This is a genomic window from Pseudarthrobacter sp. MDT1-40-2 (assembly GCF_059383595.1).
In genome coordinates, this window is sequence record NZ_JBWZCL010000001.1 from 331,592 (window position 1) to 345,265 (window position 13,674).

12 protein-coding genes and 2 tRNA genes are annotated in these 13,674 nt (G+C 64.7%); 2 read left to right on the forward strand and 12 right to left on the reverse strand.

Going from position 1 to position 13,674, the window contains the following annotated elements; translation table 11 throughout:
* Positions 1–19: 19 nt before the first annotated feature.
* From AC50X5_RS01565 to leuC, 4 genes are all read right to left on the reverse strand, one after another.
* Positions 20–808, reverse strand: a complete 789-nt coding sequence (locus tag AC50X5_RS01565) for a lysophospholipid acyltransferase family protein (RefSeq protein WP_494974424.1) — start codon at positions 806–808, stop codon at positions 20–22.
* Positions 809–812: 4 nt separating this feature from the next.
* Complete coding sequence (gene murA / locus AC50X5_RS01570) at positions 813–2,147, reverse strand: UDP-N-acetylglucosamine 1-carboxyvinyltransferase (protein WP_494974425.1); 1,335 nt, start codon at positions 2,145–2,147, stop codon at positions 813–815.
* A 164-nt stretch (positions 2,148–2,311) separates the two neighbouring features.
* A complete protein-coding gene (gene leuD, locus AC50X5_RS01575) occupies positions 2,312–2,914 on the reverse strand; it encodes a 3-isopropylmalate dehydratase small subunit (protein WP_494974426.1) in 603 nt (200 codons plus the stop codon).
* A gap of 9 nt (positions 2,915–2,923) precedes the next feature.
* Positions 2,924–4,378: a 3-isopropylmalate dehydratase large subunit gene (gene leuC, locus AC50X5_RS01580; RefSeq protein ID WP_494974427.1), complete on the reverse strand. Its 1,455-nt coding sequence runs from the start codon at positions 4,376–4,378 to the stop codon at positions 2,924–2,926.
* Between the two features lie 113 nt (positions 4,379–4,491).
* Between leuC and AC50X5_RS01585 the strand changes: the two genes are divergently transcribed.
* Both AC50X5_RS01585 and AC50X5_RS01590 read left to right on the forward strand, forming a co-directional pair.
* The gene (locus tag AC50X5_RS01585; protein ID WP_463934024.1) at positions 4,492–5,211 is read left to right on the forward strand and encodes an IclR family transcriptional regulator; all 720 of its coding nucleotides are present in this window, start codon (positions 4,492–4,494) and stop codon (positions 5,209–5,211) included.
* A gap of 50 nt (positions 5,212–5,261) precedes the next feature.
* The gene (locus AC50X5_RS01590; RefSeq protein ID WP_494974428.1) at positions 5,262–5,801 is read left to right on the forward strand and encodes a DUF1697 domain-containing protein; all 540 of its coding nucleotides are present in this window, start codon (positions 5,262–5,264) and stop codon (positions 5,799–5,801) included.
* Between the two features lie 18 nt (positions 5,802–5,819).
* Here AC50X5_RS01590 and AC50X5_RS01595 read toward each other — a convergent pair whose 3' ends face one another.
* The 8 genes from AC50X5_RS01595 to AC50X5_RS01630 all read right to left on the reverse strand — a co-directional run bounded on the left by AC50X5_RS01595 (position 5,820) and on the right by AC50X5_RS01630 (position 13,623).
* Entirely contained in the window at positions 5,820–7,433 is a 1,614-nt protein-coding gene (locus AC50X5_RS01595; RefSeq protein ID WP_494974429.1) for a GTPase, read from the reverse strand.
* Positions 7,430–9,208: a dynamin family protein gene (locus tag AC50X5_RS01600; protein WP_494974430.1), complete on the reverse strand. Its 1,779-nt coding sequence runs from the start codon at positions 9,206–9,208 to the stop codon at positions 7,430–7,432. Before AC50X5_RS01600 ends, AC50X5_RS01595 begins: the two co-directional genes overlap by 4 nt.
* Positions 9,209–9,287: 79 nt before the next feature.
* Positions 9,288–9,363: transfer RNA gene (locus AC50X5_RS01605), tRNA-Glu, on the reverse strand.
* A gap of 147 nt (positions 9,364–9,510) precedes the next feature.
* Positions 9,511–9,582 (reverse strand) — tRNA-Gln (locus tag AC50X5_RS01610).
* 141 nt (positions 9,583–9,723) lie between these two features.
* The gene (locus AC50X5_RS01615; protein ID WP_494974431.1) at positions 9,724–10,455 is read right to left on the reverse strand and encodes an HAD family hydrolase; all 732 of its coding nucleotides are present in this window, start codon (positions 10,453–10,455) and stop codon (positions 9,724–9,726) included.
* A 9-nt stretch (positions 10,456–10,464) separates the two neighbouring features.
* Positions 10,465–11,979, reverse strand: coding sequence for a glutamate--tRNA ligase (gltX, locus tag AC50X5_RS01620; RefSeq protein WP_494974432.1), 1,515 nt, complete (start codon positions 11,977–11,979; stop codon positions 10,465–10,467).
* Positions 11,980–12,024: 45 nt separating this feature from the next.
* Positions 12,025–12,801, reverse strand: coding sequence for a fumarylacetoacetate hydrolase family protein (locus AC50X5_RS01625; RefSeq protein ID WP_493984640.1), 777 nt, complete (start codon positions 12,799–12,801; stop codon positions 12,025–12,027).
* Between the two features lie 30 nt (positions 12,802–12,831).
* Entirely contained in the window at positions 12,832–13,623 is a 792-nt protein-coding gene (locus AC50X5_RS01630; protein ID WP_494974433.1) for an MBL fold metallo-hydrolase, read from the reverse strand.
* Positions 13,624–13,674: the final 51 nt, after the last annotated feature.

The window sequence follows — 13,674 nt, forward strand, 5'->3', positions numbered from 1 at the left end:
GCACTCACAACTTCACCACTCACGGCTGGCCTGCTCCATCAGCAGTACCTTCAGGGAAGCGTGTGTCTTCGCCGCGTTCAACGAAGCGGCCGTGTGTTGCCTGCTTGTTCTTGGCGGGATCCCATCGCTCAGCCGGCGGTTCCTCCTGGCGCAGCTCGGCCAGCAGCGCGGTGATGGCATCCATAATGACGTCAGTAGCTGCGCTCAGTGTGGCTTTGTCCAGCGGGCGGCCGGAAAAAGCACTGAGGTCCACCGGCTCGCCGACCAGGATTCTGGAAGTCTTCCGGGGAAACAGGTTGAAGCTCTTTGCATAGCGCGGGAAAAGTTCGTGCGCACCCCAGTGCGCAATGGGCACAACGGGGATACCTGCTTCAAGGGCAAGCCTCGCAGCGCCGGTGTGGCCCTTCATCGGCCACATGGCCGGATCCCGCGTAAGCGTGCCTTCGGGGTAGATGATGATGGCCCCGCCCTCTTCCACAATCTCCAGCGCCAGTTGGAGCGAACGGTTGGCTCCCGCCGTCGAGCGTTCCACAGGAATCTGTTTGGTGGCCTTCAGGACCCAGCGCAGCACGGGTACTTTGAACAGGGACCCCTTGGCCAGGAAATGCGGCGCACGCTTCTGGTTGTAGAGCATGTGCCCCACTACCAGGGGATCTATCTCGGTGCAGTGGTTGGGAGCCGCGATGAATCCTCCAGCGGGCAGCCTTTCGGTGCCCTCCCATTTCCGGTTCATCATGGCGTTGAGGACCGTACGCACTACAGCGGCGATGACAACAAAAGTGGCGGCGCTCTTTGCCGATTCCTTCACCGGGTCACCGCTGCTTTGCAGTGGCGATGTCGAAGTCGGCGCCCAGGCCGGCCAGCTTCTCGGTGAAGCGTTCGTAACCACGATTGATGATGTCGATGCCGGTGACCCTGGACGTTCCCGTTGCCGCGAGGGCGGCGATGAGATGGCTGAAGCCCCCGCGAAGGTCTGGAATATTGATGTCCGTTCCGGTGAGGTGCGTAGGCCCAGAAATGACGGCTGAGTGCAGGAAGTTCCGCTGGCCGAAGCGGCACGGGACACTGCCCAGGCATTCCCGGTGCACCTGGATGCTGGCCCCCATGCGGATCAGTGCGTCGGTGAACCCGAAGCGGTTCTCGTACACCGTCTCGTGGACGATCGACACGCCATCGGCCTGGGTCAGGGCAACCACCAGGGGCTGCTGCCAGTCAGTCATAAAACCGGGGTGAACATCTGTTTCCAGCACCAGGGGGTTGAGCTTGCCGCCCTTGTGGTAGAACCGGATACCGTCGTCGCCGATGTCCATTCCGCCGCCCACCTTCCGGTAGGTATTGAGGAACGTCATCATGTCCCGCTGGGAGGCACCCTCAACGAAGATGTCGCCCCGGGTAACCAGCGCGGCAGAAGCCCACGACGCCGATTCATTCCGGTCCGAGAGCGCCTTGTGGTTATAGCCTCCCAGGGCCCTGACGCCTTCGATCCTGATGGTCCGGTCCGTCTGCACACTGATAATGGCGCCCATTTTCTGCAGGACAGCGATGAGGTCGATAATCTCCGGCTCAGTGGCTGCTCCGGAGAGCTCCGTGATTCCCTCAGCACGGGTGGCACTGAGCAGGACCTGTTCGGTGGCGCCAACGGACGGGTAGGGCAGTGAAATCTTGGCACCGTGCAGTCCCTTGGGTGCGGAAATATGAATGCCGCCCGGCCGCTTTTCCACGACGGCGCCGAACTGCCGCAGCACGTTCAGGTGGTAATCGATGGGCCGGTCACCGATTTTGCAGCCACCCAGGTCCGGGATGAAGGCCTCGCCAATGGCATGGATCAGGGGTCCGCAGAGCAGTATCGGAATCCTCGAATCACCGGCGTGCGCGTCAATGGCAGCGCTTGGCGCAGTCTTCGCGGCCTTGGGGTCCAGGGTGAGGTCGCCGGTGACCGGGTCCTTGACTACCGTGACGCCGTGAAGCTGCAACAGCGACGTGACGACCTCAACATCCTTGATCTCCGGAACGTTCCGCAAAACGGAAGGCTCGTTGCCAAGCAACGCCGCCACCATCGCCTTGGGTACGAGGTTCTTGGCCCCACGGACGCTGACGCGCCCGGCCAAGGGAACTCCGCCACTTATTGTCAGGACACTACTGCTCATTTACCGGTTTCCTTACGCTTACTTCGCCCCCAAGCCTTGCAAAGACTCCACCCAAGCATAGGAGGTTGCGTTACCGAACCGAAATACCACGCCGGAGCAGGACGCGCCCGAGGACCCCGGGGCCGGTCCGGCCTAGGGGGTTCTCAGGTCCTTCGGGGAGCGGGCTAGGACAGCCGGGCAGGCAGTGTAGCGGGCTTGAACGACGGACGGGTTGCCTCGTAGACGGTGATGTCTTCCTCGTGCTTGAGGGTCAGTCCAATGTCGTCAAGACCTTCGAGGAGGCGCCAGCGGGTGTAGTCGTCAATTGCCAGCGGGGCCACGACGTTGCCGCACACCACAGTCTTGGACTCCAGGTCTACCGTCACCTCGGTGCCCGGCGCGTTCTCCAGCGCTTTCCAGATGAGCTCAATGTCATCCTGGGCGACTTCAGCGGCCAGCAGGCCCTGCTTGCCGGAGTTGCCCCGGAAAATGTCGGCGAACCGGGAGGACAGGACAGCCTTGAAGCCGTAGTCCTTCAGTGCCCACACGGCGTGCTCACGCGATGAACCCGTTCCGAAGTCCGGTCCGGCCACCAGGACCGAACCGGAACTGAACGGCTCCTGGTTAAGGATGAAGGAGGGGTCTTTGCGCCATGCGGAGAACAGTGCGTCCTCAAAGCCGGTGCGGGTGATGCGCTTGAGGTACACCGCGGGGATGATCTGGTCAGTGTCGACGTTACTTTGGCGCAGCGGTACACCGATGCCGGTGTGCTTGGTGAACTTTTCCATGGGGTCTTCCTAGGCTACGGCGGTGCGGACGGCGGCGGACGCAGGGGCAGGATCGAGGTCCGACGGCGAACTGAGGGTGCCGCGGACAGCGGTGGCGGCTGCCACTACCGGCGACACCAGGTGGGTCCTGCCGCCCTTGCCCTGGCGGCCCTCAAAGTTGCGGTTCGAGGTGGACGCGCAGCGCTCCCCCACCTCGAGCTGGTCGGGGTTCATGCCGAGGCACATGGAGCAGCCGGCAAAGCGCCATTCCGCGCCGAAGTCCTTGAACACCCTGTCCAGGCCCTCGGCTTCGGCTTCGAGCCTTACGCGGGCCGAGCCGGGTACCACGAGCATCCGTACGTTGGGATCCTTTTGCCGTCCGCGGATGATGTCCGCTGCTGCCCGGAGGTCCTCCATGCGGGAGTTGGTGCACGAACCGAGGAAGACGGTGTCCACCCGGATGTCCTTCATGGGAGTGCCTGCTTCCAGCCCCATGTACTGCAGGGCGCGCTCCGCGGCTGCCTTGGCGTTTTCGTCTCCGAAGTCCTCCGGGGACGGCACCTTGGCGGAGAGCGAGACGCCCTGCCCGGGGTTGGTACCCCAGGTGACGAAAGGCTCCAGGGTGTTGGCGTCGAGGTTCACTTCGGCGTCGAATACGGCGTCGTCGTCGCTGCGCAGGGTGTTCCAGTATTCGACGGCGGCATCCCAGTCCGCGCCCTGGGGAGCGTGCGGGCGGCCATACATGTAGTCGTAGGTGGTCTGGTCCGGAGCCACCAGCCCGGCACGGGCACCGGCTTCAATGGACATGTTGCAGATGGTCATCCGCGCTTCCATGGACAGCGCCCGGATGGCCGAACCCCGGTATTCCAGCACATATCCCTGGCCGCCGCCGGTGCCGATCTTGGCGATGACGGCGAGGATGATGTCCTTGGCGCTGACGCCGGGACGCAACGTGCCTTCGACGTTGATGGCCATGGTCTTAAAAGGCTTCAGGGACAGCGTCTGGGTGGCCATCACGTGCTCCACCTCGGAGGTGCCGATTCCCATGGCGAGCGCCCCGAAGGCGCCGTGGGTGGAGGTATGGGAGTCACCGCACACCACGGTCATGCCGGGCTGCGTGAGCCCCAGTTGCGGGCCCACCACGTGCACAATGCCCTGCTCGGCATCGCCGAGGGAATGCAGCCGCACACCGAATTCGGCGCAGTTGTTCCGGAGCGTCTGGATCTGGGTACGGCTGGTGAGGTCCGCGATGGGCTTGTCGATGTCAAGGGTGGGGGTGTTGTGATCCTCGGTGGCGATGGTCAGATCGGGGCGGCGGAGTTGCCGCCCGGCCAGCCTGAGGCCTTCGAAGGCCTGGGGGGAGGTGACTTCGTGGACGAGGTGAAGATCGATGTAGAGAAGGTCGGGCTGGGCGTTGGCTCCTTCGCCATCGCCTTTGCGCACCACATGTGCGTCCCAGACTTTCTCGGCCAATGTGTTAGCCATGGCCAGCTCCCTTCACTACGTATTGGTGGTCTCTCTCCACTGAACCAGCAGACCGGCGTCATAAGCCAGCCGAAACATTTGCATCTCAGATATTGAGACGGCAATATCATTACATGGACAATTCTAGCGGCGTCGGCGTCATCGATAAAGCGGCCCAGGTGCTCGACGCACTGGAGGCCGGGCCCACCACCCTGGCGCAGCTAGTGGCTGCCACCGGACTGGCGCGTCCGACCGTCCACCGGCTTGCCCTTGCCCTGGTGCACCACCGCCTGGTCAGCCGGGATATCCAGGGCCGCTTCGTGCTGGGCAGCCGCCTCGTTGAGCTGGCGTCAGCAGCCGGTGAGGACCGCCTGATCGCCTCCGCCGGACCCGTCCTGATGCAACTGCGCGACGCCACAGGTGAGAGTGCGCAGATTTTCAGGCGTCAGGGAGACTGGCGCGTGTGCGTTGCCTCAGCCGAGCGCCCCATCGGCCTGCGGGACACGATCCCCGTAGGCACCCAGCTGTCCATGAAGGCCGGTTCCGCAGCGCAGGTGCTGCTGGCGTGGGAAGACCACGACCGCCTCCTGGAAGGACTGCAGTCCGCGAGGTTTACGCCCACCGTCCTGGCAGGAGTACGACGCCGGGGGTGGGGTCAAAGCCTCGGCGAACGTGAGCCCGGGGTGGCCTCGGTCTCTGCTCCCGTCCGCGGGCCCTCGGGTCGTGTTATTGCCGCCGTCTCCATCTCCGGACCAATTGAGCGGCTCACCCGCCAGCCGGGCAGGCTGCATGCCGAAGTTGTCTGCAATGCCGCCCGGATCCTTACCGAAGCCCTGCGCAAGAACAACGACTGACCTCCGCCCCGCAGCGCAGTTACCGTCCGCCCCGGCGCTAGGCTGGCGCCATGGGTACTTACGCTGTTTTCCTCCGTGGCATCAACGTCGGCGGGATCAATATCAGGATGGCCGACCTCAAGGCTGCCCTTACCGCCTGCGGATTCACCGGGGTCAAGACCCTGCTGGCGAGTGGAAACGTGGTCCTGTCCAGTGAGCTCGATGCCAGCGGAGTCAAGGAAGCTTCAGAGAAGTGCCTGCGGAACGCGTTCGGCTATGAAGCCTGGGTTGTGGTGCTGGCTGCGGCAAGGGTGGCCGAACTTGTGGCAGCCTGCCCATACCCGGCGGATGATTCCACAACACACTCCTACATCACACTGGCTTCTGACCCAGGGTCACTGGCAGAGCTCTTCCAGGCCAGCGCAGCACTAGGCGGAACAGAGCAGATATTACTGGGTCCCGAAGCCATGGCCTGGCTCGCACCGGCAGGCGGTACGCTGGACAGCGCCTTCGGCAAGTTGTCAGCCAAGCCCAGGTACAAGGCCACCACCACGACCCGGAACCTCCGAACGCTCATCAAGGTCCGGGATGCGGCAGCTGCCGGCCACTAACAGCTGGTCAAAACAGCGTTAGGAGGCACGCCGCAACGCATCCGCAAAGGAGGCGAAGCGTGTCAGCTCCACCTGGACAGGCTCAACCACCAGCCGCTCCGCAACGTCCGAGACCGCAGCCTGCAGCCGCCGTCGCGCAGCTGCAGCGCGCGCCCTGGCTGCCAGCATGGCGAACACCTGCCCCCCAAGTGCCAGCACGATGCCAAGCAGGGCGCCGCCGGCGATCATCAGCGTTGGTACTGGCCAGCCCTCTACCCGCGGCACCTCCGGGACGGGAAGCTGCAGGTAGCCAAGCACGGCCAGCACACCCAGCCAGCCCAGGCCGCCCAGTGTCGTCAGCAGCGCGAACCACTGGACCACATTGAAAACGCCCCACCACCAGGACGTCCGGCCGGCCTTCAGCTCAGTGCCGGCAATTGCCTGGTCCAAAGCATCGGGAAGTTGTTCGCGGCCTTCACGTGCCGCGCCCCGGATGGCTGACCGCCACGGCCCCGGCGCGCCGGCGCTGGCAGCATCGGCAAAATTTCGTACCGCAGCGTCGGTGCGGGCGCGCTCCGGCGCCCCGGCATGCGGCAGGGAGGTCCGATGGACATCGGCAGTCCCCGCTTCCCGGCGCAGGTTCAGTCGGCGCAGCGGATCCGCCCGGAATCGGGACAGCCAGCGGGTCACCGGCCAGCCGGTGCGCCGGGTGGCCTCCAACCGGTACGAGCCTGCCACAGCGTCCACCACCAGCGGGACGTTCGCTGCTGCCGAGAGTTCCTCTGAGAGCCTGGCGACGCTGCCGCCCTTGACTCCGGCGGGCCGGCCGGTCCCGGAAGCCTCCGCGAGCTTCTGCGAGGCGCCCACGACGTCTGCGGCCAACCGTTGCGATGCTGCCTGGCGCTGGAGGGCCACCTGCCGGATGGCCGAGCGCACCCCGTCGATTCCGTCCCCTGTCAGCGCGGATGCGGCGAGCACCCGGACCCTGCCCAGGCCTTCTCCTGCGAGGATGGCCTTGAGCGACTCAAGCACCGGGTCCACGTCCGACTGGGCCAGTCTGTCCACCTGGTTCAGCACTACCAGGGTTACGGCACCGTGGGCGGACAACGGCTTGAGGAAGTCGTGGTGCACAGCAGCATCCGCGTACTTTTGCGGGTCCAGCACCCAGACCAGCACATCAACCATGCCCACCATCCGCTGGACGATCTTGCGGTTGGCGAGCCGGGTGGAATCGAAGTCGGGCAGGTCCAGCAGGATCAGCCCAGTGTCTTCGTCCGCCAAGCCGTTAACCGGGGACGCGTGATGACGGGCCGGCACTTCCAACCAGTCCAGAAGGGGTTCACTGCCTGCAACTCCCCAGACGCTGGCCAGGGGTTCGGAAGTGGTGGGGCGGCGGGCGGCCGCCGTGGCAATCTCTGCTCCGTTCACTGCGTTGAACAGGGAAGACTTTCCGCTGCCGGTGGCACCGAAAAATCCGACGACTGTATGCCCGGAAGACAGCGACCGGCGCGAGCTTGCCCGCTCAAGAATTTCCAGAACTTCCTGGAGCGCCTCGTCCGGGAGAACGCCTTCAGCCAGTTCCCTGGCCTCGTTCAACGCCTCGAGGCGCTGCTGGAGCAGGGAAGCCTCACGGGCGACGCTGTGCCGGCTCATCCGTTCGCCGCCAGGAAAGCCAGTGCGCGGGCATGGCCTGCCAGCACATCGGCTTCACCGGCGGTATCCGCGGGCAGCCGATCCAGGAAGCGTTGGCGTTCGACGTCCAGGAGCGTCCGGCAACGCCGGTGGAGGTCTTCCCGGGCGGTGCGCGCCAGGCGGCGTACGGCTTCCTCGCCGAAGATCGCTTCCAAAAGCTTCTGCCCCACGACGGCGGTGCCGCCCGCCACCCCGATCTCCAGTCCGGTCAGCCCCGCCGTCATCGAGAACACCACAATCATCAGTGCCACACCCAGGCCGTTCACCCCGAAAGACAACCAGCGGGCCTTCGCACGCTTGTCCTGGCCCTCGGTGCGAATCAGCTCCATGAGCGCGCCCTGCCACGCCCTGATTTCAGCGGAGACCTTGTCCGGGAAGCCGGCGCTGTTCCCGGACAGGTCATCGGTGCCGAGCAGCCTGCGGCCCGCGGGATCGGCGCGCCAGCGGCGGTCGGTTTCCTCGGCCGCGTTGCGAGCCTCGTCCAGGATGACCGCCTGCAGACCGGATTCGATGGCCGTCTCAACGCGCACCGCAGGCGTCGGCTCGCCGCGAAAAAACGCTCCAACCCGGTCCCGCATGCGTCCGATATTTTGTTCGAGGTTGCGGAAGAATTCACCAGTACCCACAAAGTCCTGCCACCTGGCCAAAACCTCGCCGCGCAGCAGCGCACCGTCCCTGGTGGCCTCGAGCATGCGCGACAGCGCGGCGTCGTGCGCTTCCGCAGCCTGGCTGCGCAGCGCTGCGGCCGCCGAGTCCTGTTCTTCGGCGCGCGCGGACAGTACCTGGAGCCTGCTGCTGAGGGCCCTGATGGCGCCGTCGAGGGTCCGCCGGGCAATGCCGGCTCGTCCACTGGCATCAGCAGCGAGCCGCCGGAGCCATAGCCTCAGCGGTTCACCCGCCTGGTGCGGCAGCATGCCCAGTTCGTCGAGCTCTGCTTCATGGACCACAAAGAGTTCAGCCCTCGACAGTCCTTCCTGGCGGAGGAGGCTCCGCAGGTCTTCGCTCACCTCTGCCTCAGCGGCAGGCGGCACCCGGTCCAGGACGATGGCCACGGTGATGTCCCGCGACGCCGCGTCGAGCAGCAGCCGCCATGGAACGGCGTCGGCATAGCGGTTGGCGGTGGTGACAAAAATCCAGAGATCGGCCGCAGCCAGGAGCTGGCCGGCCAGCTGCCTGTTGTCGTCGGAAATCGAGTCAACGTCGGGTGCGTCAAGGATGGCAACGCCTTCGGGCACCGCACCATCGGCCAGAAGCACCAGGGAGGACATGGCGGCCGCGTCCGGAGCGCTGCCTGCTTTGTTGGCCGGGACAGTTCCGCTGGTGAGGACGCCGGTAATCCGGCTGAGTCCGGGCAGTACACGGCCACCCTCGAACCAGGGCAGGTCGGCTGGATAATGCAACAGGATGGGTTGCCGGGTGGTGGGCCTGATGGCGCCCGCGCGGGTCACCGGATGCCCCACCAGCGCGTTGACCAGCGTGGACTTTCCGGCACCCGTGGAACCACCGACGACGGCCAGCAGCGGTGCGTCCAGGCTGCGGTAGCGCGGCAGGATGTAGTCGTCCAGCTGTGCAACGGCCTGCCGGAGCTCCGTCCGGGCCTGTTCCACTCCGGGCAGTTCGAGCGGAAGGACGGTCCCTGCCAGATCCGCCCGTGCGGATTCCAGGACCTGGACGGCCCGCCCTGATTGGCCGGCGGCGGCCGGTGATTGGGCTTCGGGGAAGGTCTGCGGGGTCACATCTTCATCATGCCACGGGGATTATCAGTACAGCGGAGAAGCAGAAAAGGCCCCGGACAAATGTCCGGGACCTTTTCCATGGTGACCCCAGCGGGATTCGAACCCGCGTTACCGCCGTGAGAGGGCAGCGTACTAGGCCGCTATACGATGGGGCCTTGCACTTTTTGTTGCTGGCACTGCATTTTGACTGGCTTCCGCCAATCAGGCTCAGTGATTGTTTCACAATCAAGGCCCTTGTTCCAAATCGGTGAACCGCTTGAAACGGCTGCATCTTCCACCTGAAACAGGCGGTAAATGCAGAGCTGGGATACCAGGACTCGAACCTAGAATGACGGTACCAGAAACCGTAGTGTTGCCAATTACACCATATCCCAATGGCATTTCCGGGCGCCGTTCGCGGGTCTAAACCCGCGCTCTGAGCGCCTCAGCACGAGAAATTACTTTACCTGAGACTTTGGCCCGGCACAAATCGGCCGTCCCTGCCACAGCACCGCACGACCGGTCAGCACGGCGCTTTATTCCAGCAGTTCACCGAGGCCGGCAACCTCCAGGCCGTTGTACTCCGGCACCTGCTCCGCAGTCCGGTTCAGCCAGACGCCCACCAGGCCCGCCGCCGTCGCCCCTTCCGCGTCAACGAGCCTGTTGTCGCCCACATAGAGCGTTTGTTCCGGCCGGCTGCCCAGCAATCGGACCCCCTCAAGGAACACCGCAGGGTCCGGTTTGACGGCGCCCACGGTATCGGTGCCCACAAGGTGGCGGATGCGCTGCAGACCTGCGCTGTCCAGCTTTGCCCGCTGGTAGTCGTGGACGTTGTTGCTGACGGCCCCGTACGGAATCGCCGCGGCATCGAGTGCGTCCAGGACGGGTCCAACATCCTCGAACGCCCGGACGTAGCCTTGCTGGGCGGTGGCATAGGTGGACAGCCATTGCTGCTCCGGCACGCCGTCATCGAGCTCCACACCGAAGTGGCCAAGCGCAGCCCTGCCGCGGAGGAGCCGCTGGTCGTTGAATGTCAGCTCGCCGGCGAGGTAGCGGTCATAGAAGTGGGTGGTCTCGTGCGTGAAGATTCTGCCGAAGCGGGTCCAGCCGGTCTGGTCCAAACCCGGGAGCAGGTGCTCGCTGGCTTCACGCAGCGCGGTGGTCATGGCAAATTCAAGGTCCACCAGGGTGTCGTCGATATCGAAGAGGACGCCGCTGATCAGGCCAAAACGGCTATGCAGGACACTCCGCGCTGCGCGTACTTCCATCAGGACGGATCAGCCTCGGAAATTGCGGAGCCGGCGCAGCGAGGAATCCTTGCCCAGGATGACCATGGATTCGAACAGCGGCGGCGAAATCCGGCGCCCGGACAGGGCAGTGCGGACAGGTCCGAAAGCCAGCCGCGGCTTGATGCCCAGGTCCTCCACCAGGGCCTGCTTCAGGGCCAGCTGGATGCTCTCCGGCGTCCATTCCCCGATTGGTTCCAGCGCGGCCAACGCGGCATCCAGGACCTCTGACAGATTTTCCGGCAGGCCCTTGCGTGCATCGTCGGCGATGTCGATGGCGTCGTCGTCCTTGAAGAGGAAGGCCAGCATCTCAGGAGCTTCGCCGAGCAGCGAAATGCGTTCCTGGATCAGCGGCGCAGCCTCGGCGAGGATCTCCTCCTGGCGGGCTGTGAGTTCCTCCCCCACCAGTTCTGCGGAGCGCAGGTACGGCACAAGGCGGCCCCGGAAATCCTCAGGATCCAGCATCCGGATGTGGGTGCCGTTGATGGCCTCGGCCTTTTTGATGTCGAAGCGGGCCGGGTTGGCCAGCACGTCCTGGACATCGAAGTTTTCAATCAGCTGGTCCACCGTGAAGATGTCCTCGTCTGCGGACAGGCTCCAGCCGAGCAGCGAGAGATAGTTCAGCAGTCCTTCCGGAATAAAGCCACGGTCGCGGAGCAGGAAGAGGTTGGACTGCGGGTCGCGCTTGGAGAGCTTCTTGTTTCCCTCACCCATCACATACGGAAGATGGCCGAAAACCGGCATATAGGCGGCCACCCCAAGCTCCATGAGTGCCCGGATCAACACAACCTGACGTGGTGTGGAGGAGAGCAGGTCCTCGCCGCGGAGCACGTGCGTGATGCCCATCAGGGCGTCGTCCACCGGATTGACCAGCGTGTACAAGGGCGAACCATCGGCGCGGACAATAACGTAGTCCGGAATGCTTCCGGCCTTGAAGGTGATTTCGCCGCGGACCACGTCGGTGAAGGTGACGTCCTCATCCGGCATCCGCACCCGCAGGACCGGCTTGCGGCCTTCAGCCTTGAAGGCGGCCAGCTGCTCGGCGCTGAGCTCGCGGTCGAAATTGTCATAGCCCAGCTTGGGGTCGCGGCCGGCAGCCCGGTGCCTGGCTTCCACTTCTTCCGGCGACGAGTAGCACTCGTAGGCGTAGCCGGCCTCCAGCAGCCTGGCGACAACATCCTTGTAGATCTCCAGCCGCTGTGACTGCCGGTACGGCTGGTGCGGGCCGCCGGCCTCAACGCCCTCTTCCCACGTAATGCCCAGCCACTTCAGCGCTTCGAGAAGCTGCTGGTAGCTCTCCTCCGAGTCCCGGGCCGCGTCGGTGTCCTCGATGCGGAACACAAAGGTGCCCTTGGTGTGCTTGGCGTACGCCCAGTTGAACAGGGCAGTGCGGATCAAGCCAACGTGCGGCGTTCCGGTAGGCGAAGGGCAAAACCGGACGCGCACCGGGGTGTCGGCGGTGACGGCGGGAATCAAAGCAGGAGCAGGCACGGAAGCAGTAGTCATAGTGACTCCAACTTTACCGCCTGAAATTTCCCCCTCTGCCGGATGCTAACGGCGCACGATGGGGTTGGACAGCCTGCCGATGCCTTCGACTTCAACCTCAATGCGGTCGCCGGCCTCCACGACACCCACACCCGCCGGAGTGCCGGTCATGATGACATCGCCGGGCAGCAGGGTAAAGGCGTGCGAGACGATGGACACCAGTTCGCGGACGCCGCGGATCATCTGGCTGGTGTTGCCATCCTGCCGCAACTCCCCATTGAGCCGGGACTGGATCTGCAGGTCCTCGGTGTCCAGTTCCGTTTCGATCCACGGGCCCAGCGGTGCCGAGGTGTCGAAGCCCTTTGCCCGGGCCCACTGCAGGTCTGACTTTTGGACATCACGGGCGGTGAGGTCATTGCCGCAGGTGTAGCCAAAGACGACGTCGTCAACACGGTCTTCGGGGACGTCCTTGCAGATGCGGCCGATGACTACGCAAAGTTCGGCTTCGAAGGACACCTCCTCGGAGAAGTCCGGCAACACGACGGGATCGTTCGGACCAACGACGGCGGTGTTCGGCTTGAGGAACAGCAGCGGCTGGGCGGGAACCTCATTGCCCAGTTCCTTGGCGTGCTCCACAAAGTTCCTGCCCACACCGATGACCTTGCTGCGTGGGATGATCGGAGCCAGCAGACGGACGTCCTCCAACTTGTGGCGAACGCCTGTGGGCTCTACTCCGTTGAAGAAGGGGTCGCCGTTGATGACAGTGATTTCCTCACTGCCTGGCTGTCCTACAACAATTCCGTAGAGGGGATCAGAATCGACTACAAACCGGGCAATACGCATGCGTCCCAGCCTACCGTCCCGCCCGGGAGTTCAGCTCCGGAGGTAATCCAGCTGGGCGGCTACGGACAGTTCTGCTGCCCCCCGGACGGAAGGGTCGACGTCGTGATACACCACTGCGGCGACCTCCCGCGCTGACGCCTCCGGAGCGAGTCCGGTTAACGCCTGGCGGACCTGTTCCAGCCGCTGCAGCCGGTGGTCGCGGTAGGCGCGCACCATGGTGCCGATATCTGCAGAGGCAGGCACCGGTCCATGGGCGGGCAACACGGCGGCCGCCCCCAGCGTCTCCAAGGTGTCCAAGCTGGCAAGGTAGTCCCGCAGGGTGCCGTCCGGGTAGTCAAGCACCGTAGTGCCGCGGCCAAGGATGGTATCTCCGGTAAGGACGGAGCCCGCCGGGCCGTCTTCCGGAAGGTGGAAACAGAGTGAATCGGACGTATGGCCGGGTGTGCCGAGGACCTGAATCCGGACACCGGCGGCCCTGATGGCTTCCCCGTCCAGCAACGGGCTGCCGCCGTTGTGGCAGTGGACAGGATCGGCGGCCCGCACCGGCGCTCCGGTGAGCGCCGACAGCCTGGCAGCGCCCTCCGTGTGGTCGTGATGGCGGTGGGTGATCAGGATCAGCTCCACCCGGCCGGCGTCAGCCAGCGCCTGCAGGTGACCCTCGTCCAAGGGCCCTGGGTCAACCACCACCACACCTGCGGTTTCCGCTGCCGAGACCAGGTAGGAGTTGGTCCCTTCCAGGCTCATGGGGCCGGGATTTGGCGCGAGGAGGTATTCCGTCAGCGCTGAACTGCGGTGGATCACGGCGTCTTTGGCAACAGTCACAGCTCAATCTTCGCACTGCAGGGCGCCCTGGAGTACGGCGGGGTGGAATAA